The 25694-nt window shown below is 69.7% G+C and carries 25 protein-coding genes; 22 read left to right on the forward strand and 3 right to left on the reverse strand.

Annotated features, from left to right (window positions below):
• Window positions 1–7: 7 nt before the first annotated feature.
• Window positions 8–1276, reverse strand: coding sequence for a nitrate regulatory protein (locus tag KAK06_RS18210; RefSeq protein ID WP_210803571.1), 1269 nt, complete (start codon window positions 1274–1276; stop codon window positions 8–10).
• Window positions 1277–1316: 40 nt separating this feature from the next.
• Window positions 1317–2246 (reverse strand): LysR family transcriptional regulator, encoded by a 930-nt coding sequence (locus KAK06_RS18215; protein ID WP_210803572.1) that lies wholly within the window; start codon window positions 2244–2246, stop codon window positions 1317–1319.
• A 102-nt stretch (window positions 2247–2348) separates the two neighbouring features.
• Between KAK06_RS18215 and KAK06_RS18220 the strand changes: the two genes are divergently transcribed.
• From KAK06_RS18220 to KAK06_RS18260, 9 genes are all read left to right on the forward strand, one after another.
• On the forward strand, window positions 2349–3515 hold the full coding sequence (locus KAK06_RS18220; RefSeq protein ID WP_210803573.1) for an alpha/beta hydrolase family protein: 1167 nt from the start codon (window positions 2349–2351) through the stop codon (window positions 3513–3515).
• A gap of 17 nt (window positions 3516–3532) precedes the next feature.
• Complete coding sequence (locus tag KAK06_RS18225) at window positions 3533–4483, forward strand: VOC family protein (RefSeq protein ID WP_210803574.1); 951 nt, start codon at window positions 3533–3535, stop codon at window positions 4481–4483.
• Between the two features lie 67 nt (window positions 4484–4550).
• Window positions 4551–5681 (forward strand): FAD-dependent oxidoreductase, encoded by a 1131-nt coding sequence (locus KAK06_RS18230; protein ID WP_210803575.1) that lies wholly within the window; start codon window positions 4551–4553, stop codon window positions 5679–5681.
• A 17-nt stretch (window positions 5682–5698) separates the two neighbouring features.
• A complete protein-coding gene (locus KAK06_RS18235) occupies window positions 5699–6502 on the forward strand; it encodes a cyclase family protein (protein ID WP_210803576.1) in 804 nt (267 codons plus the stop codon).
• Between the two features lie 4 nt (window positions 6503–6506).
• Window positions 6507–7496, forward strand: coding sequence for a fumarylacetoacetate hydrolase family protein (locus tag KAK06_RS18240; protein WP_210803577.1), 990 nt, complete (start codon window positions 6507–6509; stop codon window positions 7494–7496).
• Window positions 7493–7975 (forward strand): nuclear transport factor 2 family protein, encoded by a 483-nt coding sequence (locus tag KAK06_RS18245; protein WP_210803578.1) that lies wholly within the window; start codon window positions 7493–7495, stop codon window positions 7973–7975. The genes KAK06_RS18240 and KAK06_RS18245 overlap by 4 nt, the downstream gene beginning before the upstream one ends.
• Window positions 7975–8988, forward strand: a complete 1014-nt coding sequence (locus KAK06_RS18250) for a sugar phosphate isomerase/epimerase family protein (protein WP_210803579.1) — start codon at window positions 7975–7977, stop codon at window positions 8986–8988. The genes KAK06_RS18245 and KAK06_RS18250 overlap by 1 nt, the downstream gene beginning before the upstream one ends.
• Complete coding sequence (locus tag KAK06_RS18255) at window positions 8988–9377, forward strand: C-glycoside deglycosidase beta subunit domain-containing protein (protein WP_210803580.1); 390 nt, start codon at window positions 8988–8990, stop codon at window positions 9375–9377. The genes KAK06_RS18250 and KAK06_RS18255 overlap by 1 nt, the downstream gene beginning before the upstream one ends.
• Window positions 9378–9383: 6 nt before the next feature.
• Entirely contained in the window at window positions 9384–10952 is a 1569-nt protein-coding gene (locus KAK06_RS18260; RefSeq protein WP_210803581.1) for a carboxylesterase/lipase family protein, read from the forward strand.
• A gap of 16 nt (window positions 10953–10968) precedes the next feature.
• Here KAK06_RS18260 and KAK06_RS18265 read toward each other — a convergent pair whose 3' ends face one another.
• Window positions 10969–11961, reverse strand: coding sequence for a LacI family DNA-binding transcriptional regulator (locus tag KAK06_RS18265; protein WP_210803582.1), 993 nt, complete (start codon window positions 11959–11961; stop codon window positions 10969–10971).
• 226 nt (window positions 11962–12187) lie between these two features.
• Here KAK06_RS18265 and KAK06_RS18270 point away from each other — a divergent pair, with 226 nt between their 5' ends.
• From KAK06_RS18270 to KAK06_RS18330, 13 genes are read left to right on the forward strand one after another with little or no spacing between them, the layout of a single operon-like run.
• On the forward strand, window positions 12188–14425 hold the full coding sequence (locus KAK06_RS18270) for a TonB-dependent receptor (RefSeq protein ID WP_210803583.1): 2238 nt from the start codon (window positions 12188–12190) through the stop codon (window positions 14423–14425).
• 56 nt (window positions 14426–14481) lie between these two features.
• The gene (locus KAK06_RS18275) at window positions 14482–15540 is read left to right on the forward strand and encodes a sugar phosphate isomerase/epimerase family protein (RefSeq protein ID WP_210803584.1); all 1059 of its coding nucleotides are present in this window, start codon (window positions 14482–14484) and stop codon (window positions 15538–15540) included.
• Window position 15541: 1 nt separating this feature from the next.
• On the forward strand, window positions 15542–16729 hold the full coding sequence (locus KAK06_RS18280; RefSeq protein WP_210803585.1) for a Gfo/Idh/MocA family protein: 1188 nt from the start codon (window positions 15542–15544) through the stop codon (window positions 16727–16729).
• A gap of 29 nt (window positions 16730–16758) precedes the next feature.
• A complete protein-coding gene (locus KAK06_RS18285) occupies window positions 16759–17769 on the forward strand; it encodes a sugar phosphate isomerase/epimerase family protein (RefSeq protein WP_210803586.1) in 1011 nt (336 codons plus the stop codon).
• 19 nt (window positions 17770–17788) lie between these two features.
• Window positions 17789–18181, forward strand: coding sequence for a C-glycoside deglycosidase beta subunit domain-containing protein (locus KAK06_RS18290; protein WP_247652969.1), 393 nt, complete (start codon window positions 17789–17791; stop codon window positions 18179–18181).
• A gap of 25 nt (window positions 18182–18206) precedes the next feature.
• Window positions 18207–18605 (forward strand): C-glycoside deglycosidase beta subunit domain-containing protein, encoded by a 399-nt coding sequence (locus KAK06_RS18295; protein WP_210803587.1) that lies wholly within the window; start codon window positions 18207–18209, stop codon window positions 18603–18605.
• Between the two features lie 35 nt (window positions 18606–18640).
• Window positions 18641–19672: a sugar phosphate isomerase/epimerase family protein gene (locus KAK06_RS18300; protein WP_210803588.1), complete on the forward strand. Its 1032-nt coding sequence runs from the start codon at window positions 18641–18643 to the stop codon at window positions 19670–19672.
• Window positions 19673–19719: 47 nt separating this feature from the next.
• Window positions 19720–20637, forward strand: a complete 918-nt coding sequence (locus tag KAK06_RS18305; RefSeq protein WP_210803589.1) for a sugar phosphate isomerase/epimerase family protein — start codon at window positions 19720–19722, stop codon at window positions 20635–20637.
• Complete coding sequence (locus KAK06_RS18310) at window positions 20630–21589, forward strand: sugar phosphate isomerase/epimerase family protein (protein ID WP_210803590.1); 960 nt, start codon at window positions 20630–20632, stop codon at window positions 21587–21589. The genes KAK06_RS18305 and KAK06_RS18310 overlap by 8 nt, the downstream gene beginning before the upstream one ends.
• A 24-nt stretch (window positions 21590–21613) precedes the next feature.
• Window positions 21614–22396 carry a TIM barrel protein gene (locus tag KAK06_RS18315; protein ID WP_210803591.1) on the forward strand — a complete coding sequence of 261 codons (783 nt, stop codon included), beginning with the start codon at window positions 21614–21616 and terminating at the stop codon, window positions 22394–22396.
• Entirely contained in the window at window positions 22393–23184 is a 792-nt protein-coding gene (locus KAK06_RS18320; RefSeq protein ID WP_210803592.1) for a TIM barrel protein, read from the forward strand. Before KAK06_RS18315 ends, KAK06_RS18320 begins: the two co-directional genes overlap by 4 nt.
• 22 nt (window positions 23185–23206) lie before the next feature.
• A complete protein-coding gene (locus KAK06_RS18325; protein WP_210803593.1) occupies window positions 23207–23983 on the forward strand; it encodes a nuclear transport factor 2 family protein in 777 nt (258 codons plus the stop codon).
• 13 nt (window positions 23984–23996) lie between these two features.
• Window positions 23997–25673 carry a GMC family oxidoreductase gene (locus KAK06_RS18330; protein ID WP_210803594.1) on the forward strand — a complete coding sequence of 559 codons (1677 nt, stop codon included), beginning with the start codon at window positions 23997–23999 and terminating at the stop codon, window positions 25671–25673.
• Window positions 25674–25694: the final 21 nt, after the last annotated feature.

Genomic DNA, 25694 nt, shown 5'->3' on the forward strand with positions numbered 1-25694 from the left:
CAGTGCATCAACGGCCGGGTGGGGGCGGCAGCACCGCGGCCATGGCCAGCACGGCCTCGGCCACGTCCACCAGGCGGCGGCTCTGGTTCATGGCCATCTGGCGCATCGTCTTGTGGGCCTCGTCCTCGCCCAGCTGGCGGTGCGCCATCAGCAGGCCCTTGGCGCGCTCGATGGTCTTGCGCTCGTTCAGGCTGGCGCGCACGGTGTCGAGTTCGTCACCCATCGCCTGCAGGCGCTGCGCCTGCTCGCGCACCAGGGCCAGGATCGAACCTTCGACCTGCGAGCCCAGCGTCAGGCCGGGCGGCAGGGCCTGCGCGACCGGGGCATCGTCGAAGAAGCCGGAGTCCTGCGCACGCCCCTGCGGTGCGAGCTGGCTGCCCAGGCGCTCGAGTTCGGCCAGCTCCTGCTCGGTGCTGCGCAGCCGCTGGCCGCACAGCGCCTGCAGCTCGCTGGCCAGCGCGTCCTCGGTGCTCTTCATCGCGTCAAGCCGGGCGGTGCAGGCATCGAACCAGAGCTGGCTGAGACCGGTGTCCAGCGGTCCGCCCGCCGCGCTGGTGCACAGCACCCGCCGCAGGCGCTCCAGCGGCAGCAGCTGCTCGGGCCGCTGGGCCTGCTGCCAGGCCTGGCTCAGCGCCGCACCGGCGAAGTCGGCAAAGACCTGCAGGCAGCGTTCCTGCGACTCGATCAGGTGCAGCAGGCGCTGCTGCCCCTCGGCCTCGGCCCGCCCCGATGCAAACAGCGCCGAGCCGGCCGCACGCTCCTGGCCGGCGAACTCCTTGCCCTGCAGGAAGTTGAAGAAGGCCACCAGGTGGCGCGAAATGTCCGGGTCCCAGGCGCTGTCGGCGGCCTCGAAGACCACCGCCAGCAGCGCGCTGATCACCCGCACATAGGCGTCGGTGGCGCGCGGCGCCGACCAGGCCTGCGCCTGCACCTGCTGGCGCAGCAGGTCCAGCGCGGCCAGGCCCTGCATCGCGTAGGCAATGGCGGCGAACAGCCGGGCACGGTGGCAGTTGGGCGCGGTGTCGGTGTCGAGCTGCTCGAAGGCGTAGAGCACCTCCTCCTGCAGGCCCTGGCTGCTGGCCACCTGGGCCAGGCGCTCCTCGGCCCATCGGCGCCCTTGTGAGCCCAGGAACAGGTTGGCCAGGCCGCGCTCGCGCTGCAACGCATGCACCAGGCGGCCCACGGCGTTGACCAGGGCACCGGTCAGCACCAGGCGGCGCAGGCCGGCGATCTCGCTGCGCTTGGCAGCCTTCAGGAAGGACAGGGCGGATTTCATCGACCCACCCACCGGCAGCAACATCCGTGCCGCCGGCGGTTCAGGCGGGCTCGCGCTGCGACGGCGGCAGCACCGCCGCGGCCTGGGTGAACAGGCCGCGCAGCCAGGCGATGCCCTGGTCCTGGCGGCGGTACTTGTGCCACTGCACGGCCTGCTGCATCGGCGGAATCTCGATTGGGCAGGGCCGCACCACCAGCGGCCACACCGACAGGAACAGGCGCGCCAGGCGCTCGTGCATCGTTGCCACATGGTCGGTGCCGACCAGCAGCCCTGGCACCGTGGCAAAGCCGTAGCTGGAGGCCACGATGCGCCGCGCCACGCCCAGCCGGGTGATGAACCAGTCCTCGTACGAGGCCGACGCGGCGTCCTGCGGATGCATCACCACATGGCCGGCGGCCAGGTAGCGCTCGCGCGTCAGGGCGCCGCGGGCCAGCGCGCCGTCCTGCCAGACCGCGCAGACGAAGCGCTCCTGGTAGAGCACCTCGCTGGGGTGCTCGGCCGACAGCAGGGCCTGCGGCAGCACCAGCAGGTCGGCCTCGCCGCGCTCCAGGCTGCGGTGCGGCTGCGCGATCTGCGGCAGGAAGTCGATGCGCACCCTCGCGCCCTGGCCGGCGGCCAGCGCCATCACCTGCGGGCCGATCACCATCTGGGTGTAGTCCGAGGCGAAGACGCGGAACACCCGCTCGCTGCGCGCGGGGTCGAAATCGGGCTGGGTGGCGATCGTGCTGTCCACCCGCACCAGCACGTCGCGCACCGGCTGCTGCAGCGCCTCGGCGCGCGGCGTGGGCTCCATCTTGCGACCCACCTGCACCAGCAGCTCGTCGTCGAAGTACTCGCGCAGCCGGGCCAGCGCGTCGCTGGTGGCCGAGGGGCTGAGGTTCAGCCGCACGGCCGCGCGCGTCACGCTGCGCTCGGTCAGCAGCGCGTCCAGCGCGACCAGCAGGTTCAGGTCCAGGCGGTTGAATCGCATCGATGGATCCGAGGGATAACCCTTGATGATTCGGTTCCGTCGAATCATGACATGGATCGAATCCGCTTTTCCAAACGCCTCCGGGCCGCAAGACTGCGGCCCATGTTCAGGTACTTCCCCACCAACTACGTCTGGAACCTGTCGGTCGATCTGGCGATCGAGATGGGCGCGCGCATCGGCGAGATCGAGGCCATGTGCGCCCCGCTGCAGGAAGCCGCCAAGGCCCCGGACGCCGCCGGCACACAGGCCTTCCGCGAGACCTGGGTGCGCATGGCCGACCAGCTCTGCGGCCTGGCCGAAGAGGACGAGGCGCGCGGCCGCCGTTTCAGCGCCGGCGAGAAATACCGCCGCGCCGCCAGCTACCTGCTGACCGCCGAGCGCCTGCAGGCCCACCACGCCCCGGGCCGCCTGGCGCTGTACCAGCGCGAGCTGGCACTGTTCCAAAAGGGCTCGGCGCTGCTGGGCGACCCGGTGCAGCGCGTCGAGATCCCGTATGAGGGCAAGACCTTGTCGGCGCTGTACCGGCCGGCCCAGGGCCTGCAGCCCGGCGAGCGCGCGCCGATCCTGGTGCAGCTCAACGGCCTGGACTCGACCAAGGAGATGAAGTATCTGGTCGGTCTGCCGGGCTGGCTGGCCCAGCGCGGGGTCTCGTCGCTGGTGGTGGACCAGCCGGGCACCGGCGAGGCGCTGCGCCTGCATGGCCTGACCGCGCGCTTCGACACCGAGCACTGGGCCAGCCGCGTCGTCGACTGGCTGGAGCAGCATCCGCAGGTTGACCCGAAGCGCATCGGCTGCGAGGGCGTCTCTTTGGGGGGCTACTACTGCCCGCGCGCGGTGGCGATGGAGCCGCGCTTCGCCTGCGGCGTGGCCTGGGGCGCCAACCACGACTGGCGCGACGTGCAGAAGCGCCGCCTGGAGAAGGAAGGCAACTTCCCGGTGCCGCACTACTGGGCCCATGTGTGCTGGGTCTGGGGCGCCAAGGACATCGAGGACTTCATGCGCATCGCCGAGGACGTGCACCTCGACGGCGTGGTCGAGCAGATCCGCGTGCCCTTCCTGGTCACCCACGGTGCCAACGACTCGCAGATCCCGCTGAAGTGGGCCGAGCGCACCTACGAACAGCTGGTGAACAGTCCGAAGCGCGAGCTGAAGGTCTTCACCGAGCGCGAGGGCGGCAGCCAGCACGCCAGCTTCGACAACAGCATCAACGCCGGCCACTACATCGCCGATTGGGTGGCCGAGACCCTGGGCGGCCGCACCGGCGCCTGAGCAAGGAGATTCCTGTCATGCAGATCATCGGACCCGATGCGCTGGTCTTCGGCGTCGACGACGTCGCCGCCTGCGCGCAATTCCTCACCGACTACGGCCTGACGCCGGTCGGCCTCACCGAGGCCGGCGGCCGCTTCGAGGCCGAGGACGGCACCGCCGTGGTCATCGCCCGCGCCGACGACCCCGCGCTGCCGCCGCCGATGGGCACCGCCAGCCTGCTGCGCAAGACCGTCTACGGCGTGAAGGACGCCGCCACGCTGGCGGCGATCGCCGCTGAACTGGGCCGCGACCGCGAGGTGCGCCAGCTGCCCGACGGCTCGATCGAGGCCGCGGACGACATGGGCTTCGTGCTGGGCTTCCAGCTCAGCGTGCGGCGCCCGCTGCAGGTGGCCGGCGAGGCCGCCAACGCACCCGGTCAGCCCGCGCGCGGCCTGAACGCGGTGGCGGTGGCCGAGGACACGCTGCATCGGCCGCTGACGCTGTCGCATGTCGTGTACTTCGTGCCGGATGAGCCGCGCGCCGCGGCCTTCTACACCCAGCGCCTGGGCTTTCGCTGCACCGACCGGCTGGAGGGCGCCGGCCCCTTCCTGCGCCCGGCCGGCACCGACGACCACCACACGCTGTTCCTGATCCAGACGCCGCCGTTCATGAAGGGCGTCGAGCACTTCACCTTCCACATGAGCGGCCCCACCGCGGTGCTGCAGTCGGGCTACCGGCTGGTGGCCAAGGGCTACCAGTCCTTCTGGGGGCCGGGCCGCCACAAGATGGGCTCGAACTGGTTCTGGTACTTCAACAGCCCGCTGGCCACCCATGTCGAGTACGACGCCGACATGGACCGCCACGACGACGCCTGGACCGCGCGCAGCGTGCCGCTGAGCGCCGACGCCTCGCAGGCCTTCCTGTTCCAGCCGCGCGACAAGTGGTTCCCCGGCGGCGGCCCGCCCCCCGGGGCCGGCGCTCCCCGCTGAGCCGCTCGCCATACGCACCACCCACCCCCAGGCGAGGTCCACCTCGCCGGCCCCCAGGAGACAACCCATGACCCTCGCAGCCCAACGCATCCTGATCATCGGCGGCGGCTTCTCCGGCATGTCCGCCGCCATCGAACTGCGCAAGCACGGCGCTGACGTGGACCTGGTCGAGGTCGACCCCGAGTGGCGCAACTACGGCGCCGGCATCAGCCTGGGCGGCGCCACGCTGCGCGCCTTCCGCCAGCTGGGTGTGCTCGACGCCTTTCTGCAGCAGGGCGCGGCCAGCGACGGCGTGCAGCTGCGCCTGCCGCACGGCCAGCCGATCGGCGAGCTGCCGACGCCGCGCATCGCCGGCCCCGACGTGCCCGGCGGCGGCGCGATCATGCGCCCGGTGCTGGCCCGCATCCTGGCCGACGCCACCCGCGCCAGCGGCGCCACCGTGCGCCTGGGCTGCACCTTCACCGCGATCGAGCAGGATGCCGAAGGCGTGGAAGTCAGCTTCACCGACGGCCAGCGCCAGCGCTACGACCTGGTGATCGGCAGCGACGGCCTGTACTCCAAGGTGCGCGAGGCCCTGCTGCCCGATGCGCCCAAGCCCGCCTACAGCGGCCAGGCGGTGTGGCGCGCGGTGCTGCCGCGGCCCGACGCGCTCAAGACCATCACCATGTGGATGGGCGGCGCGGTCAAGCCCGGTGTCAACCCGGTCTCGGCCGATGAGCTCTACCTCTTCGTCACCGAGCGCCGCCCGACCAACGACCATGTCGATCCGGCCACCTTCGCCGACACGCTGCGCGCGCTGCTGGCCCCGTTCCCCGACCCGATGCTGCAGGCGCTGCGCGCCCAAATCAGCCCCGCGTCGCAGATCGTCTTCCGCCCGCTGGAGGGCATGCTGGTGCGCGGCGACTGGTACCGCGGTCGCGTGGTGCTGATCGGCGACACGGTGCATGCCACCACGCCGCACCTGGCCTCGGGCGCCTGCATCGGCATCGAGGACGCGATCGTGCTGGCCGACGAGCTGGCGCGCCACGCCAGCGTGGCCGAGTCACTGGCCGCCTTCCAGGCCCGCCGCTACGAGCGCTGCCGGATGGTGGTCGACAACTCGGCCCGCCTGGGCCAGATCGAGATGGAAGGGGGTGACAAGGACGAACACGCCCACATCATGCGCAGCTCGCTGATGGCGCTGGCGCAGCCGATCTGAGACAGGAGCCCCTGACGATGCGACCGCCGCAACGCCCCCGCCGCCTGGTGGATCTGTCGATCTACCTGGAGAACGACGTGCTCTCCGACCCGCCGCCGCTGGCGCCGAAGATCACCTACCAGAAGCACCAGGACACGCTGCACGAGTTCATGGCGATGATCCCGGGCACCACGCCCGCGGACTACCCCGACGGCGAGGCCGCCGCCGCCGAGTGGGTGACGCTGACCACCCACAACGGCACCCACCTTGACGCGCCCTGGCACTTCCATTCCACGCAGGACGCGAAGAATGGCGGCGCGCGGCCCAGCATCACCATCGACCAGGTGCCGCTGGAGTGGTGCTACCAGCCTGGCGTGAAGCTGGACTTCCGCCACTTCCCCGATGGCTATGTGGCCACCGCGGCCGACGTCGAGGCCGAACTGGCGCGCATCGGCTGGACGCTGCAGCCGCTGGACATCGTGCTGGTCAACACCCGCGCCGGCTCGCGCTACGGCCACCCCGACTACCTGGGTGCCGGCTGCGGCATGGGCTACGAGGCCACGATGGTCCTGCTCGAGCGCGGCGTGCGACTGACCGGCACCGACGCCTGGAGCTGGGACGCGCCCTTCTCGTACACCGCGAAGAAGGTGGCCGAGACCGGCAACAAGGCGCTGATCTGGGAAGGCCACAAGGCCGGCCGCGACATCGGCTACTGCCACCTGGAGAAGCTGCACAACCTGGAGGCGCTGCCCGCGCACGGCTTCCTGGTCAGCTGCTTCCCGCACAAGATCCGTGGCGCGTCGGCCGGCTGGACCCGCGCCGTCGCCATCTTCGAGGACTGACGCGATGCGCCTGGCCACCCTGAACGACGGCAGCCTGGACGGCCGCCTGATCATCGTCGCCGCCGACGGCGCCCGCGCCGCCCACGCCCCGGCCCCCTGGAGCACGCTGATCGGCGTGCTGCAGCAATGGACCACCGCCGAACCCGCGCTGCGCGCCGCAGCCGCCGCGCTGGAGACGGGCGCGGTCGAGGGCAGCTTCGCCTTCGACCCCGCCGCCTGCGCCGCCCCCTTGCCGCGCGCACCGCAGTGGCTGGACGCCTCGGCCTTCCTGAACCACGGCCGCCTGATGGAGCGCGCCTTCGGCACGCCGCCGATCCCCGACTTCGACACCGTGCCGGTGATGTACCAGGGCGCCAGCGACGACTTCCTGGGGCCGCACGCCGACGTGCCGCTGCCTGCCGAGGCCCACGGCATCGACTTCGAGGGCGAGTTCGGCGTCATCGTCGACGCCGTGCCCATGGGCGCCACGCCGGCCCAGGCGCTGGCCGCCGTGCGCCTGGTGGTGCAGCTCAACGACTGGAGCCTGCGCGCGCTGGGCCAGCACGAGGTGCGCACCGGCTTCGGCTTCCTGCAGGCCAAGCCCAGCACCGCGTTCGCGCCGATCGCCGTCACCCCCGAAGCGCTGGGCCCGGCCTGGCAGGCCGGCCGGCTGAACCTGCGCCTGCACGTGCAGTGGAATGGCGAGCGCTTCGGCGAGCCCTCGGCCAGCGAGATGAACTTCGACTTCGGCCAGCTCATCGCGCACGCGGCGCGCACGCGGCGGCTGAGCGCCGGCACCATTGTCGGCTCGGGCACGGTGTCCAACGCCGAGCGCGGCGCCGGCTCCGCCTGCATTGCCGAGCGCCGCATGATCGAGAAGCTGGCGCACGGCGAGATCCGCAGCGGCTTCATGCGCTTTGGCGACCACGTGCGCCTGCAGGCCTGCCACCCCGATGGCCGCCCCGGCCCGTTCGGCGCGATTGACCAGCGCGTGGTCGCGGCGGCGGTGCCATGACCCGCGTGCGCCTGCTGGGCACTGGGCAGCACCTGGCGCTGTCCTCGGGCTCGAACCGGGCACCGGTCGCGCCGCCGGTGGCGCCGCCGGTGCGTTCCGGCCTGGTCGATGACCCGCGCCAGCTGATGGAGCGCTTCATCGACCTGTTCTACCGCCGCCGCCAGGTGCGCGCCGCCTTCGAGTCCTGCGTGGTGCGCACCGGATTTCGCGACCACGACCCGTCACGCCCCGGCGGCCGCCAGGCGGCCATCGAGATGCTGGCGCGCAAGCTGGCCGAGCCCGACTTCTTTGTCGAGGTCGAGCGTGTCTTCCTGGACGGCGACCGCGCGGTGGTGCACACCTGGGTCGGCTCAGGGACGGATCGCCACCAGCGCCTGGACCTGTTCCGCATTGACGCCGGCCGCATCGTCGAACACTGGGGCTTTGACGAGACCGGCCGGTCCGTCTGTGCCCATTCCCTGCCTACGGAGACCGCTTGATGCGTTCCAAGATCCAGCGAGGCATCAGCCTCTACAGCTTCCAGGAAGAGATGTTCCTGGGCCAGATGAGCGTGGAGGACGTGATTGCCTTCAGCGCCAGCATCGGCGCCCGCGCGGTGGAGATCCTGCCCGAGCAGAACATGCCCACCTTCCCGAACATCAGCGACGCCCAGATCGCCCAGTGGCACGAGATGCTGGCCCGCCATGGTGCGCACTTCTCGTGCTATGACATGTTCCTGGACACCAAGCGCCACAAGGACCGGCTGCTGAGCGACGACGAACAGGTCGAGAGCATCCACCGCGACCTGCGCCTGTGCCACCGCCTGGGCATCCGCAACATGCGCGTGCTCATCTTCGTGCGCCCGGACATCCTGGAGCGCTGCGTGCCGCTGGCCGAGCAGCTCGACGTGCACATGGGCGTCGAGGTGCATGCGCCCTGGTACCTGGACCACGCCTGGATCCAGCGCACGATCGAGGTGGCCGACCGCTTGAAGACCCGGCACCTGGGCATCCTGCCCGACATGGGCATCTTCATGAAGCACTACCCGCCGGTGATGCGCGCGCGCTATGAGCGCCAGGGCGCGCGGCCCGAGGTGACGCAGTTCATCGTCGACAGCCACGAGCAGAAGATCATGTGCGAGTACACGATCTACGAGGTGGCGGTGAAGATGCAGGGCAACAAGGCCGAGGTGGCGATGGCCGAGAGCCTGCGCCACAACCCCTACGCGAACCCCAGGCGCATCGGCGACTTCGCGCCCTACTTCCGCCACATCCAGGCCAAGTTCTACGAGATGACCGAGGACTGCCGCGACCCGTCACTGGACTACGAGGAGGTGATTCCCGAGCTGGTGAAGGCCGGCTGGGAGGGCACGCTGTCGTCCGAGTACGAAGGCAACCGCTGGATCCAGGACGTGCAGCCGGTGGACAGCCGCGAGCAGGTGCGCCGCCAGCATGTGATGTTCGAGCGGCTGATCGCCCAGGCCGAGCAGGCGCAGCCAGCAGGAGCCCAGTGATGTTTGACAAGTACATCATCGACCCCGCGTCGGTCGTCAACACCGGACCGGCCGACGCGCCCACCGGCTTCTCGTTCACCAGCAAGCTGGGCTACTACCGCGGCCTGGGCCTGACGATGGTGGAGGACCTGAAGGTCTCGATCGACGGCCAGGCGCTGCCGCGCGAGGCCATCACCTTCGATGAAGGCCCGGGCCCGCTGACGCTGGACCAGATGGAGACCGCGTTGGAGCGTCGCTGGGCCTTCGGCGCACCCGCCACCATCCGCGTGGCGCTGCCCGGCGGCTTCCCGAAGGGCGAGCACACGCTGGCGCTGCAACAGCGCCTGCGCATTTCGTACATGCCTTTCCCCAGCTTCAACAACGACGAGAAGCGCATCTGCATCGGCTGATTCCGCATGAACATCCTGATCAGAGCGGCCTGGCGGATGCTGGGTCTGGGCCTGCTGGCCCTGGCGAGCCTGGGGGCACAGGCCGCCCAGGTGGTCACCAACCACGGCGCGGTGGAGGGCGTGGACCAGGGGGGCGTGCGTGCCTTTCTGGGCATCCCGTACGCGCAGCCGCCGGTGGGCCCGCTGCGCTGGCGTGCGCCGCAGGACCTGCCGGCCTGGCCGGGCGTGCGCGCCACCCAGGCCTTCGCACCCGCCTGCATGCAGGACACGCCCCGCGCGTGGGGCCCGTTCACCGACGAGTATGTGCAGCTGCGTGCGCCGATCAGCGAGGACTGCCTGTACCTGAACGTCTGGACGCCGCAAAACGCCGCGGCCGGCAGCCTGCCGGTGCTGGTGTGGATCCATGGCGGCGGCTTTGGCAGCGGCGCCGCCTCGGTGCCGATCTACGACGGCGCGTCGCTGGCCGCCCGCGGCGCGGTGGTGGTGTCGATCAACTACCGCCTGGGCCTGCTCGGTTTCCTGTCGCACCCGGCGCTGGCGGCCGAGTCGCCGCAGAGTGTCTCGGGCAATTACGGCCTGCTGGACATGGTGGCGGCGCTGCGCTGGGTGCAGGCCAACATCGCCCGCTTCGGCGGCCGTGCCGACCAGGTCACGATCGCCGGCCAGTCGGCCGGTGCCGCGGCGGTGGTGGATCTGCTGGCCATGCCCTCGGCGCGCGGCCTGTTCCAGCGCGCCATCGCGATGAGCGGCGCCGGCATGGGCGCGCGGCCGCTGACCCTGGCCGAGGCCCAGCGGCAGGGCGAGCAGTTGCTGAACCAGGCCGGCATCGGCAGCTTGGCTGAGCTGCGCCAACGCCCCGCCGAGTCGCTGTTGTCGCTGAAACCGGCGATGGACTTCTCGGGCGGCATGCCGCGGCTGCTGCTGGCGCCGGTGGTCGACGGCCAGGTGCTGCCGGTGGATCCGGAGACGACGGCGGCGGCGCTGGCCTCACCGGTGCCGCTCGTCAGCGGCTACATGGCGGACGAGGGCTTCGTGATGGGCCCGCCGCCGTCCACGCCGGCCAGCTTCGAGGCCCATGTGCGTCAGCGCTACGGCGCCGCGGCCGACGGCTTCCTGGCCGCCTACCCGCATGCCGACGACGCCCAGGCCACTGCCTCGATGCGCCAGATCGGCCGCGACCGCTACATGGCCTCGCTGCTGCTGTGGGCCGAGCGCCGAGCGCGACTGGGACAGACCGTCTATGGCTATGTCTACGAGCGCCCCATCCCCGGCCCCGATGCCGCCCGCTTCGGCGCCTTCCACACCGGCGAGGTCCCGTACTTGTTCGGCGTCTTCGAGCACCGTCCCTACACCGCTGAGGACCGCGCGGTCTCAGTGCTGCTGCAGACACACTGGCTGGGTTTTGCTGCCGGGCGCGGCTTGCCGGCGCCCTGGACGGCGATCACCGATCGGGCGTCGCCGGTGACGCGGCTGGGTCAGCCGGTGCCGGTCTCTGGCGAGGCCCTGAGCAGCCCGCAGCGGCTGCGGCTGTTCGCTGACTTTGTCGCGGCGGGCGGCGTGCTGACGATGTTCTGATCGGCGCGGGATCGTCTCAGGCCGAGTCGCGCACCACCAGCTGATGTGCCAGCGTGCGCGAGGCCGGGCGCTGGCCGTCGAGCCGGGCCAGCAGGATCTCGGCGGCGGTGGCACCCAGTTCGCGCATCGGCTGCGACACCGTGGTCAGCGCCGGCTCGAACACCGCCGACAGCGGCAGGTCGTCAAAGCCCACCACGGCGATGTCCTCGGGCACGCGACGGCCAGCGCGCCGGAAGGCCTTGATCGCACCGATGGCCAGCGTGTCCGACACCGCGAACACCGCGGTTGGCGGCGACAGCAGCGCCAGCAGGCCACCGGCCGCCTGCGCGCCCGCGTCGTAGTCCAGGCCATTGGCCGCCCGCACCAGCTGCGAGTCGGGCTCCAGGCCCGCGCGCTGCATCGCCAACGCATAGCCCTCATGACGCAGCTGCGCCCAGCGGTAGGTCTCGTCGGCGGTGATCAGGCCAATGCGGCGGTGGCCGCGGTTGAGCAGGAACTGCACCGCGTCGATCGCCGCTTGCCGGTGGTCGATGCTGACATAGGGCGGGCCGGCCTTGGGCAGGTACTCGGAGCAGTTGACCCAGGGCAGGTTGCGCAACTCACCCAGCAGCGAGCCGTCGTCGTCCAGGTGGGCCAGGTTGATCACGCCATCGGCCAGGCGGTTGTAGATCGCGTCCAGCGCGGTGGTGTAGGGTGCGTCGTCGCCAGCGCCATCGGTCAGCAGCAGCTTGTAGCCGGCGGGCCGGGCCACGGCCTCCACGCCCTGCACGATCTGCGCGTAGAACGGGTTGGCAAAGTCGGGCACCAGCACCATCAGCAGGTGGCTCTGCGCGGTGGCCAGGCTGCGGCCGGCGGCGTTGCCGCGGTAGCCGGTGGCGGCGACCGCGCGCTCCACGCGCTTGCGCGTCTCGGGGTTGACCGGCTTGCTGTTGTTCATCACCCGCGAGACGGTGGCGATCGACACCCCGGCCAGGCGGGCGACTTCCTCAATGGAAGGCAGGTTCTTCATCGGGGGAAAAGGATGGGAAAGTGCTTTCCCATTGTGCCTCATTCGTGCGCTTGCAGGCCAAACGAAAATCCAGTCACTCAGGATATCTACCTATGAGAAACGGGGAAACCCTAGTGTGGGAAAGCCGGGAAAGCGCTTACCTTTCGTCCCGCTGAATCGTTCCCGCGCCCTGCCAAAGACGGACGAACCCACCGTCGGCAGCCACGACATCCACAGGAGACAAACCATGTCGCAACAGCAGCTCACTCCGCTCAACCAAGTGCTCCTGGCCGCCGGTCTGGTGGCCGCCAGTCTGCCCGGCTGGGCCCAGGACGCCAACGCCCCCGCCGCCCCCGCCGAGCGCAAGCCGGTCGGTGTGCAGGAGGTGATCGTCACCGCCACCAAGGTGGCCACACCGGCCTCCAAGACGCCGCTCGCCCTGACCGTGGTCAGCGGCGATGACCTGAAGGCCGCTGGCGTCACCGAGGCCCGCAACCTGGAAGAGGTCACGCCCAACCTGCAGATGGCCCAGGAAAGCGGCAAGCTGCAGATCGCCATCCGCGGCGTGACCAGCCTGGACATGACCGAGAAGGGCGACCCCTCGGCCGCGTTCAACGTTGACGGCGCCTACATCGCCCGCTACGAGGCCCAGACCGGCGCCTTCATGGACCTGGAGCGCATCGAGGTGCTGCGCGGCCCGCAGGGCACGCTCTACGGCCGCAATGCCACGGCGGGTGCGATCAACCTGATCACCAACAAACCGGGGCGCACCCTGGGTGGCCGCATCGAGGGCGAGTTCGGCAACTACGGCGCGCGCCGCGTCGAGGGCATGATCAACGTGCCGATCAACGACATCCTGTCGATGCGCGCGGTGGTGCAGAAGTCGCAGCGCGACGCCACCATCGATCCCGGCACCAACACCGGCACCCCGATGGACAAGCGCAGCGACTACGCGGCCCGTGTCCACCTGCTGGCCGACATCAGCAAGACCAGCTCGCTGCTGCTGACCGCTGAGACCACGCACCAAGGCGGCGGCGCCCCCACGCCGGTGCCCATGGGCAACTTCTTCACCGGCACCTATGTCGACAACCTGCCGTTCTCGCCGCCCAACACCGGCAACAACATCAAGGACCCGGTCTGGGTGGACCGCGGCACCAGTGCCCAGCGCACCGCCGGCCTGAACTTCAAGGGCGCCACCAACCCGGCCTACACCGACAACGACAACCACTCGCTGCGCGCCGAGTACAAGACCAGCCTGGGCTTTGCCGATCTGACCTACCAGCTGGCCTACATGAAGGGCCTGGTCGACGGCAGCGGCAACGGCATCTACTTCGGCTTCCCCATCGTGCTCAAGGGCCAGGGCGACAGCGACTCCACTTCGCACGAGGTGCGCCTGAACTCGGTGGGCAATGGCCCGCTGAAGTGGGTGGCCGGAGCCTACCTGTTCAACGAGCGCATCCACCGCGAAAGCTCGTTCAACACCTTCATCACCGCGCCCTTCGGCAGCTTCACCGTGGTGCTGCCCTTCGACATCGACGTCAAGAACAAGTCCAAGGCCGTGTTCGGCCAGGCCACCTACGCGCTGCTGCCCGAGACCCGCCTGACGCTGGGCCTGCGCGAAACGCGCGACCAGAAGGACGGCTCCGACAAGCTCGGCGGCCAGGCCGCCACACCGCCGGCCACCACCAGCCCCGGTGCCTACACGAAGTCGGTCAAGTTCAGCAACTTCAGCTACCGCCTGGGCGTCGAGCACGACTTGGCGGCGGGCACCATGCTGTACGCCTCGCTGGCCACCGGCTACAAGGCGGGCGGCTTCAATGACACCTCCGACGGCGGCAATTACAAGCCCGAACACCTCAGCGCCCTGGAGGCCGGCGTGAAGACCAAGCTGCTGAACGACCGCCTGCGCCTGTCGGCCGGTGTGTTCACCTACGACTACAAGGACATGCAGCAGACCTCGGTGGTGTGCAAGACCAACGACCCGTCCAGCTGCGGCTCGGTCACCACCAACGCCGCCAGCGCCAAGATCACCGGCGCCGAAGTCGAGGCCCGCTGGATGGTGGGCGACAACGGTGAACTGCGCGGCTCGCTGGCGCTGAACGACGCCAAGTTCAAGGACTACCAGCCCAACACCACCACCGACTGGTCCAACCAGGTGCTGGACCGTGCGCCGCGCAGCGTGCTGACGCTGGGCTACAGCCACCGCTTCAACCTGGAGTCGGGCGCCGACATCACCGCCAGCATCGGCACCCGCCTGAATTCGGGCTACAAGCTCAGCGACCCGGCGGCCGCGATCCGCTACACCCAGCCCTCGTTCCACAAGAGCGATGCCAGCCTGGCCTGGACCAGCCCGGACCAGAAGACCTCGGTGCAGCTGTTCGTCAAGAACATCGAGAACACCACCACGATCGAGAGCCGCGTGCCGGGCAGTTTCTTCATCGGCGATCCGCGCACCTACGGCGTCCGCGCCAGCTACAGCTTCTGATGCGTGACCCGGCCCCGGTCACGCGCCGGGGCCGCCCCTTCCCCAAGGCCATTTCCATGAGCACCACCCTCCAAGGACCGGCGATCTTCCTGGCGCAGTTCGCCGGTGACCAGGCGCCGTTCAACTCCTGGCCCGCGATCACGCAGTGGGCCGCCTCGCTGGGCTACCGCGGCGTCCAGGTGCCCACCTGGGACGCCCGGTTGTTCGATCTGGACCGCGCCGCCGAGTCCAAGACCTGGTGCGACGAGTTCGCCGGCATCGCGCGCGAGAACGGCGTGGCGATCACCGAGCTGTCCACCCACCTGCAGGGGCAGCTGGTGGCGGTGCATCCGGCCTATGACGAGGCCTTCGACGCCTTCGCGCCCGAGGCGCTGCGAGGCAGGCCCGCCGAGCGCCAGCGCTGGGCGGTGGACCAGGTGCTGAAGGTGGCCAAGGCCTCGCAGCACCTGGGCCTGAACGCCAGCATCAGCTTCCCCGGCGCGCTGGCCTGGCCCTTCCTGTACCCGTGGCCGCAGCGGCCGGCCGGTCTGGTGGAGGCCGCGTTCGACGAACTGGCCAAGCGCTGGACGCCGATCCTCGATGCCTACGACGAGGCGGGCGTGGACATCGCGTTCGAGCTGCACCCCGGCGAAGACCTGCACGACGGCGTCACCTTCGACATGCTGCTCGAGCGCGTGGGCGGCCACCGGCGCCTGAACATCGCCTACGACCCCAGCCACTTCGTGCTGCAGCAGCTGGACTACCTGCAGTTCATCGACCTGTACCACGACCGCATCAAGGTCTTCCACGTCAAGGATGCCGAATTCCGCCCCACCGGCCGCCAGGGCGTCTACGGCGGCTTCCAGTCCTGGCAGGACCGGGCCGGGCGCTTCCGCTCGCTGGGCGACGGCCAGGTGGACTTCAAGGCGGTGTTCTCGAAGATGGCCCAGTACGACTTCAAGGGCTGGGCGGTGCTGGAGTGGGAGTGCTGCCTGAAGCACCCGGAGCAGGGCGCCGCCGAAGGCGCGCTCTTCATCCGCGACCACATCATCCGCGTCACCGAGAAGGCCTTCGACGACTTCGCCGGTGGCGCCGCCGATCCGGCGCAATTGCGCCGCATGCTGGGGCTGAACTGACATGGTGGCTGCCAGCAAGAGCACTGCGGGCCGCAAGCCCGCCAGGATCCGCCTGGGCATGGTGGGTGGCGGGCAGGGCGCTTTCATTGGTGCGGTGCACCGCATTGCCGCGCGCCTGGACGACCAGTACGAACTGGTGGCCGGCGCGCTGTCGGCCTCGCCCGACAAGGCGCTGGCCTCGGGCCGCGAACTGGGCCTGGCCGACGACCGCATCTACGACAGCTATGAGGCCATGGCGCGCGCCGAGGCCGCGCGCGACGACGGCATCGAGGCGGTGGCCATCGTCACCCCCAACCACCTGCACGCGCCAATCGCCACCGCCTTCCTGAAGGCCGGCATCCACGTCATCTGCGACAAGCCGGTGACCGTGCACAGCGCCGACGCCAGGAAGCTGGCCGCGCTGGCCAGAAAGCAGGGCCTGATCTTCGCGGTCACCCACAACTACAGCGGCTACCCGATGGTGCGCCTGGCGCGCCAGATGGTGAATGACGGCCGGCTGGGCGACGTTCGCGTGGTCCAGGCCGAGTACCCGCAGGACTGGCTGACCGAGCCGCTGGAAACCACCGGTCAGAAGCAGGCTGCCTGGCGCACCGACCCGGTCCAGGCCGGCGGCGGCGCGATCGGCGACATCGGCTCGCACGCCTGGCACCTCGCCGACTACGTCAGCGGCCTGGCGCTGGCCGAGCTGTGCGCCGAGCTCAGCAGTTTCGTGCCCGGCCGCGCGGTGGATGACAACGCCCAGGTGCTGCTGCGCTACGCCAATGGCGCGCGCGGCGCGATCTGGGCCAGCCAGGTGGCGCCGGGGCACCTCAACGGCCTGCGCCTGCGCGTCTACGGCAGCCGCGGTGGCCTGGAGTGGTCGCAAGAGCAGCCCAACCAGCTGCGCTTCACGCCCTTCGGCCAGCCCACCCAGTTGCTGGAGCGCGGCGGGGCCGGCTTCGGCGAGGCCGGCGCCCGGGTCAACCGCATTCCGGGCGGCCACCCCGAGGGCTACCTGGAAGCCTTTGCCACGATCTACAGCGAAGTCGCCCAGCACCTGCGCGCCGCGCGCGGTGGCAAGGCCGGCAAGCCCGACAAGGCCAGCCACTTCCCGACCATCGACGACGGCCTGCGCGGCGTGCAGTTCATCGAGGCGGTGCAGCGCTCCTCGCGGCAGGGCGGCCGCTGGGTCAAGCTGCCGACACCATGACGCACCCCACCCCTCCAACGAGCACCACCATGAGCCACCAGATCCGCCGCGGGGTCAGCCTCTACAGCTTCCAGAACGACACCTTCCTGCGCCACATGACGCTGGAGGACTGCGTGCGCACCTGCGCCGAGATCGGCGCACTGGGCATCGAAGTGGTGGGCGAACAAAGCTTCACCGGCTGGCCCGAGGTCGGCATGCCCACCGCCGAGGTCGCCCGCTGGCACGCGCTGATGGAGCGCTACGGCACCACCCCGGTTTGCCACGACTTCATGCTGGACTACAAGCGCGTCAAGGGCCAGGTCATGCCCTTTGCCGAGCAGGTGGCCAGCGTGAAGAAGGACATCGACTTCGGCGCCGCGCTGGGCATGCGCTTTATCCGCTCGCTGGTGTCGGTGGCGCCTGAGGTGCTGGTGGCCTGCGCCGGCTATGCCGAGGACAAGGGCATCACCATCCTGCTGGAGGTGCACGCACCGCTGCACTTTGACCACCCCTGGATCATCCGCCACGCCGAGGCCTACGAGCAGTCCGGCTCCCAGGCCCTGGGCTTCCTGCCTGACATGGGCATGTTCGTGCACCGCTTCCCGCGGGTCTGGAAGGAGCGCTTCGTCCGCAACGGTGTGCCCCGGCACATCGCTGATTACATCGAGCAGGCCTACCAGGACCGCGTGCTCAGCGAGTACGTGCTGCTGGATGTGCAGCAGATGGGCGGCACCGGCCCGGCGATCGCGATGGCCGAGACGCTGCGCCACAACGCCGCCTTCGAGCCGAAGCGGATGCTCGACTTCATGCACCGCATCCACAACATCCACGGCAAGTTCTACGAGATGACCGAGGACGACGTGGAGTACTCCATCCCCTACGACGAGATCGTCGCGGTGCTGAAGCAGGGCGGCTACCAGGGCTACATCTGCTCCGAGTACGAAGGTAACCGCTGGATCGAGGACGCCCACCCGGTGCAATCGGTCGAGCAGGTCAAGCGCCAGCACCGCATGCTGTGCCGTCTGCTGGACGAGCCGATCCCTGCGGCGCTGCAGGCCTGAACGCCAAGGAGAACACCCCATGATGGATCAGCACATGCTCTGCGACGACGGCTTCGAGAACGTCGTCGAGGGCGGGCACACCACCGGCTTCGCGCTGCTGGCGCGCCTGCCCTATTACCGCGGCCTGGGCCTGTCGATGGTCGAGGACATCGCCGTCTCGATCGACGGCCAGGCCGTGCCGCGCGAGGCCGTGCGCCTGGCACTGCGCGGCCGCAGCTGGAGCCTCGACGAGATGGAGCACTGCTTCGACGAGAAGTGGAACTTCGGCGAGAAGGCACGCGTCGTCATCGCCCGTCCGGGCGGCCTCGCACCCGGTCAGCACCAGGTCGATCTGGCGATCCGCTACCGCGTCTCCTACCTGCCTTTCGTGCCCACCACGCGCACCGGACGGCCCCTTTCCCTGGCGGCCTGAGCCGCCCAACGTCATAGAACCTGCCATGGCCCGCTTCTTCAAGAACGCCTTCAGCGACTACCTGATCACCCCCGAGGACTCCCGCATCACGCCCGAGGGCCTGGTGCTGGACCTTCGCCTGCCCTGGTACCGCTCGCTGCCGCTGTCGGTGGTGATGCCCACCCAGCTGCTGGTCGACGGCCAGAACGTGCCGCTGGACGGCGCCACCGTCGAATATGAAGGCCGGCGCTACACACTGGCCGAGCTGCCGGAGCAGACCTCGGTCTTCTGGTTCATTCAGGACTCGGTGCTGCTGCATGTGCCCACGCCGCAGCCTTTGGCGGCCGGAGCGCACCACGTGGTCGTCACGCTGAACTTGTACCCGCCCTACATCCCGATGCTGACCCATGTGACCCGCGGCGACGCGCAGGTCCAGGCCGCCTGAGGGCGCGCCACCTCCACCGCACAGACGCATTGACCATGAACGCACCCCAGACCACCGCCGCGCCCAAGGGCTTCCAGCTCGGCTCCACGCTGTACAGCTTCACCAACGAGTGGCATGAGCGCCGCTACGGTTTCGAGGACCTGATCGCCGAAGTGGCCAAGCGCCAGCTCGGCCCGGGCCTGGAGATCATCGGCTTCTCCAGCATCCGCGGCTTTCCGAACGTCAGCGACGACTTCGCCGCCCGCTTCAAGGACCTGATGGCGAAGTACGGCCTGACGCCCAGCTGCCTGAGCATCAACGCCGACATGGCCATCCGCCGCGGCACGATGATGAGCATCGACGAGGCCGTGGCCTACCACGCGCCGCAGATCGAGGCCGCCGCCAAGATGGGCTTCCCGACCATCCGCTGCCAGTTCGCCGCGCCGGTGGAGGTGATCATCCGCCTGCTGCCGCTGCTGGAGAAGCACGGCATCAAGATCGGCCCCGAGGTGCATGCGCCGCTGAACCCCAGCTCGCCGCCGGTGATGGCCTGGCGCGAGGCCTATGCCAAGGCCAACTCGCCGCTGCTGGGCTTCGTGCCCGACTTCGGCTGCTGCGCCAGCCGGCTGCCCGCCACCTACATCGCCAACCTGCGCCGCCAGGAGCTGCCCGAAGACCTGATCCAGCTGGCGCTGGAGGTGTGGCAATTGCCCAAGGACGCCGGCTGGAAGCGCCAGGAGTTCTCCCGCCGTGTCGAGCCGCTGAACGCCGACCCGGCCGATGTCAGTGCGCTGGCGGTGATGTTCAACATCCTCAGCCCCGGCACCGCCGAGATGTGGAAGGAGATCATGCCGCAGGTGGTGCATGTGCACGGCAAGTTCTACGACTTCGACGAGAACGGCGACGAGGCCTCGATCGACTACAACAGCATCCTGCCCGTGTTCCACGACGGCGGCTTCACCGGCTTCATGTCCAGCGAGTGGGAGGGCCACCTCTACATGCGCAACGTCGATGCCTTCGAGATGGTGGCCAAGCACCAGGCCCAGGCGCGGCGCGTGATCGCCAAGCACACCGGAGCCGCCGCGTGAGCCAGATAGGAGTACCGCTCGCGGGGCGGTCGCTGCGCTATGCGTACATGGACCACTGGCGCGTCGACACGCCCCAGGGTCCGCTGTCGCAGTACAGCTCGGTGGAGCGCTTTGACGCATTCCTGAAGCAGATCGCCGGCGTGGGCTACGAGGCCATCGAGACCTTCGACTTCCACCTGCCGGTGCTGCGCGATCTGTTCGGCTCGCTCGAGGCTGCGCGCGCTCACATGCAAAGCCGCGGCATCGACCGCGTGCTGAGCCTGTTCCACGCGGTGATGTACGACCGCCGGCAGAGCGCGCCCGAGGTGCGCAGCACCCACGACCGCATCGCCGGCTATGCCGAGTACATCATGAAGAGCAGCGCCGGCCTGGGCGTGCAGAACTTCATCGTGATGCCGGTGGGCCTGTACTTCGACGTCGAGCCGGTCACCGACGACAAGCTGCGCGCCTGCGCCGAGTTGTGGAATCGCGTCGGCCAGATGACGCTGGAAGGCTACGGCATCAAGACCTGCTGCCACCACGAGTTCTTCTGCGGCATCCGCAGCGCCGAGCAGCTGCGCAAGTTCTACGACTGGACCGACCCGCGTTATGTGTTCCTGTGCCTGGACACGGCACAGCACGTGATCGCCGGCGTCGACCCAGTGGATCTGTTCATCCAGCGCCGTGAGCGCGTGGCCGCCTTCCACCTGAAGGACACCCACCACGTCGATACGAACGGTGACTACCGCCGCAAGCCCGACGCCGAGGTGATGGCGCCCACCACCGACCGCTGGTTCTACGAGATGGGCACCGAGGGCGGCCTGGTCGACTTTCCGGCGCTGTATGGCGCGATGAAGGACACGAACTGGGCCGGCTGGGTGGGCGTGGAGCACGACAAGGCCGATGTCGGCGGCGGCAACTACCCCGAGAGCACGGCCCTTGCGGCCTGGTATATCCGCAACGTGCTGAGGCCCATCCATGATTAAGTGGGGATATGCGATCAACCAGTGGAAGGCCGGCTTCACCGGCTTTGCCCGCCTGGAACATCATGAACGCGCACTGAAGGTGACGTCCGCCTGCGGCTTTGACGCCATCGAGCTGAGCGCCGGCACCGGCCGCTGGGACCCGATGGGCCGGCCCGAGAACGTCCTGATCAACTTCGGCTCGGTCGACCACTTCAAGCTGACGTTGCGCGACTGGGGCATCCACCGCATCAGCAGCCTGTTCTTCGACCCGCTGCAGATGAGCTTCGAGGAACTTCACCATGGCCTGGACTGCACCGACCCGGCGCAGCACGCGCTGCTGCTGCAGCAGGCCGAGGTCTTCGCCCGCTTCCTGGCCGAGATCGGTGGCGAGGTGCTGGTGGTCCGCGCGCTGCCGCCCTATGGCCGCCATGGTGGACTCAGCGCCGAACGGCAAGCCGCCGCCGCGGCCTGCTGGAACGCGGTGGGGGCGATGACCGCCGCGCTGGGCGTGAAGACCGTGCTGCACCTGGACGCGCTGTCGGCGCTGCGCAGCATGGACGAGGTCGAGGCCTGGCTGCAGCAGCTGGACCCCGCCACCGTGGGCCTGGCGCTGGACACCGCCGAGCTGACCATCGCCGGACACGACGTGACGGCCTGGTACCGGCGCTTCCAGGCGCGCGTCTGGCACATCCACCTGAAGGATGCGCTGGCGGTCGACACCGACGGCGAGTACCGCGCCCCCAACGCCGAGCGCGCGCTGATGCTGGCTGGCGGCCAGCGCGGCGTGCAACGCTGGTTTGGCGAACTGGGCAGCGGCCTGGTGGACTGGACCGCCTTCATGACGGCGCTGCGCGAAACCGGCTACGCCGGCTGGCTGATCGTCGAAAGCGACAAGGGCCCCGCGCCCCAGGCCGCCGCCATGATGCACAACGCCTGGACGGTGCGGCATGTGCTGCAGCCGCTGCTGGCCTGAACCCTTCACGAACGAGAACACCCCATGCAACTCTGCGCGGTCATTGAAGACCTGTACATGTTCAACGAAGCCGGCGACATCCCGGCGCGCATCCGCGCCGCCGCCGCGGCCGGCTTGAAGAAGGTCGAGTTCCACATGTGGAACCAGGTGGATCTGGACGCGGTCGCGGCTGCGCTGCAGGAGACCGGCGTCCAGCTGAAGAGCATCACCGTGGGCCCGCGGGTGGGCTGCGTGGACCGCAGCAAGACCGACTTCATCGTGGAGGCGCTGGAGCGCACCATCGTCGCCTGCCGGCGCCTGGGTGCGACCGACATGGTGATCGCCGGTGGCCCGGCGCTGAAGGGCGTCTCGGCCGCCGAGCAGCACGACGCGATGGTGCACAACCTGAAGCACCTGGCCCCGGTCGCCGCCGCGGCCGGCATGCGCCTGCTGCTCGAGCCGCTGAACACCCGCATCGACCACCCGGGCTTCTTCATGGCCTCGGCCATCGAGGGCCTGGACATCGTCGAAGCCGTGAACCACCCGGCGGTGCGTCTGCTGTACGACGCGTACCACGCCGCAGTGATGGGCGAGGACCACCGCCAGATCCTGCAGCGCGCCCACCTGATCGGCTACGTGCAGGTGGCCGACACCAACGGCCGCCACGAACCCGGCACCGGCACCATCGACTGGGCCACCTGGCTGGCCGACCTGACCGCCGCCGGCTACACCGGCGACATCGGCCTGGAGTACCGCCCGAGCAACGGCACCCTGGCCTCGCTGCAGCGCACGCGCGAGGTCTTCGGCATCGCGGGGGCCGCGGCGTGAAGCTGATCCCCTGCATCGAGATGCTCTACAAGGCCGAGCATCCTGCCTTCCTCGACCGCTTTCGCGCGGCCCAGGCCGATGGCTTCGACGCCGTGGACACCTGGCTCTGGCGCGACAAACCGATCGATGCCATGGTCGATGTGGTGGCCGAGACCGGCGTGCAGGTCTCCAGCCTGTGCGCCGACCCGCGCGCCAGCCTGGTCCAACCGGCCGAGCACGCCACCGTGCTGGGCGCCGTGCGTGATGCGGTGCCGGTGGCGCGGCGCGTGAACAGCCAACTGAAGGGTGCCGGGCCGGCCGCCCGCATCATCCTGGCCTCGGGCTTCTCGGTGCCCGGCGTGGCCGAGGCCGAGCAGCGCGCCAACATCGTCGGCGTCCTGCGCGAGGCCGCCCGCATCGCCGCCGATGGCGGCGTCGAGCTGCTGCTGGAGCCGGTGCACATGGTCATCGGCGGCAACCTGATGGCGGTGCACGCCGTGCGCCAGGGCCTGGACATCGTCGAGGCGGTGGACCACCCGGCGCTGCGCCTGCTGGCCGACGTCTACCACGGCGCTGTCAGTGGCGAGACCTTCGCCCAGGCCTTTGCCGATCGCACCGAGTTGATCAGCCATGTGCAGGTGGCCGACTTTGAGGGCCGCCATGAACCCGGCACCGGCCAGCTCGACTGGTCGGGTCTGCTGCCGCTGCTGCGCCAGCGCGGCTACACCGGCGCCATCGGCCTGGAGTACCTGCCCACGCTGCCTATCGATCAATCGCTGGCGCTGACGCGCCGCCACCTGGGCCTGTGAGCCCGCCAAGGAACACCCACGCATGAACACGCCCATGCCTGCCACCGCCGATCTGGCCGCCCACATCGCCGCCCTGGAAGCCCGCGTCGCCCGCGCCGAAGCGCGCGGCGAGGTGGAGAACCTGTTCTCCAACTACATGCACCTGCACAACGGCTACGAGGACGCCCGGATCATCGACATGTGGGTCAAGCCCGGTACGCCGGGCATGCGCGCCCAGTACTCGAACAAGGGCATCTACACGAGCTGGGAGACGATCACCGAATACCACCGCGGCCGCCCCTCGCCGGTGGGCAAGCTGCTGCTGCACTACAGCACCACGCCGTCGATCCAGGTGGCGGCCGATGGCCGCAGCGCGCGCGGCATCTGGATCGTCGGTGGGGTGGAGTCGGGACTGACCGATCCCGCCCAGGCCGCCAATGCGCCCGACTTCCTGTACGAGAAGGATCTGGTCAACGGCCAGAAGGTCTGGGCCCACTGGGTGGCCATGAAGTACGAGATGCATGCGCTGCTGCAGGACGGCGTCTGGAAGATCTGGCGCTTCCGCTGCTTCGAGGTCTTCCGCGCGCCCTATGGCCGCAACTGGATCGACTTTGCCGCCTGCACCGAGGCCGTCCCCGACTTCCAGCGCTTCCACGAGAACCTGGCCTACTTCGGCCACGACGGCAAGCCGGTGTGGCTGCCCGACACCGACCGGCCCGCCGAGGACTTCTACCAGGCCTACAGCACCCAGACCGCGCAGGCCGTGGTGCCGCGTCCGCCCGCGCCCTACGACACCGACCCCGAGACCCCCGCCGCCTGAACGGCTGTTGCCCATGACCCAAGACCACTTCGACGCGATCGTCGTTGGCTCCGGTGCCACCGGCGGCATCGCCGCCAAGGAACTCACCGAGGCCGGCCTGAACGTGCTGGTGCTGGAGGCCGGCGGCCCGCTGCCCGAGGCCCAGTTCGAAGCCGCCGCCAAGGCCCAGTTCGCCGCCATCGGCTCCTGGGCCCGCATCAAGGCCGGCCTGAGCGGCCAACACAAGCAGGCGCTGACCTCGTTCTACTCGCCCGAGAAGGCTTTCCTGTTCGTCAACGACAACGAGCACCCTTACGAGTCGCCGCAGGACTTCTACCTGTGGCTGCGCGGCAAGCAGGTGGGCGGGCGCTTCCTGTCCTGGGGGCGGGTGGCGCTGCGCATGTCGGACTACACCTTCAAGTTCAAGAGCCATGAAGGGCAGGGCTTCGACTGGCCGATCAGCTACGCCGATCTGGCGCCCTACTACGAGCAGGTCGAGCGCACGCTGGGCGTGGTGGGCAACGACGACGGCATCGACTACTGCCCGTCGGGCAGCTATGCCAAGGCCGCCGGCCTGAGCCGCGCCGAGCAGCAGTTCAAGCAGCGCGTCGAGGCCCGCTGGGGCGATGCCAAGGTCATGGCCTGGCGCTATGTGCGCAAGGAAGCCACGCCGGTCGATGCCAACGGCCACCGCACCACCGTGCCCCTGGCCGCCGCGGCCGCCACCGGGCGGCTGACGCTGCGCGCCCAGTCGCCGGTCGAGCGCGTCAACACCGATGCACGTACCGGCCGGGCCACCGGCGTCACCTACATCGACAAGGCCACCGGCACACGCCATGAGGCGCGTGCCAACGTGGTGATGCTGTGCGCCTCCACCATCGAGAGCATCCGCCTGCTGCTGAACTCGGGCGGCGGCCAGCACCCGCACGGCCTGGGCAATGCGTCGGGTCTGGTCGGGCGCTACTTCATGGACCAGATGCTGACGCTGGGCTTCGGCACCGTGCCGGGTTTCAAGGGCGGCGAGCTGGTGGACGGCACTTCGCCGGCCGACAACCACGGCGGCGTCTACATCCCGCGCTTCCGGCAACTGCGCCAGCCCGGTGAGCTGGGCTATGCCGGCGGCTTCAACATCCAGGGCATCGTCGGGCGGCCGATGCTGCCGCCGCACATGGACTCGGTCTTCGGCCTCACCGGCCACGGCGAGATCCTGCCGCACGCCGAAAACCAGGTGCGCCTGGCCGCCCGCCGCGACCGCCTGGGCGTGCCCATCCCCTCGGTCAGCGTGCGCCTGCGCGACAACGACCTGAAGCTGCTGCGCGACCAGGTCGAAACGCAGAAGGCGATGATGCAGGAGGCCGGCCTGTCGCCCGACTTCCTGATCAGCCCGCTGGGCATCGGCTCGGACGGCCCGTTCATGCCGAACAACAAGTGGTACGAGCGCCTGATGTTCCGCCTGGCCTACAAGCGCAGCGTGGCGGTGGGCGGTGCGATCCACGAGTGCGGCGGCGCCCGCATGGGCAGCGATCCGGCCAGCTCGGTGCTCAATGCGCACAACCAGGTCTGGGGCGCGCCCAATGTGTTCGTCACCGACAGCAGCTGCTTCGTGACCAACGGCACCTGCGGACCGACGCTGACCACGATGGCGCTGACCGCGCGCGCCTGCGCCTACATTGCCAGCGAGTACGGCCATTCGGCCGAACTGCGCGCCTGATACGTACAACACGGAGACAGC

This window comes from Ideonella aquatica (assembly GCF_018069755.1).
In the GTDB taxonomy this organism is placed as follows: Bacteria; Pseudomonadota; Gammaproteobacteria; order Burkholderiales; family Burkholderiaceae_C; genus Ideonella; species Ideonella aquatica.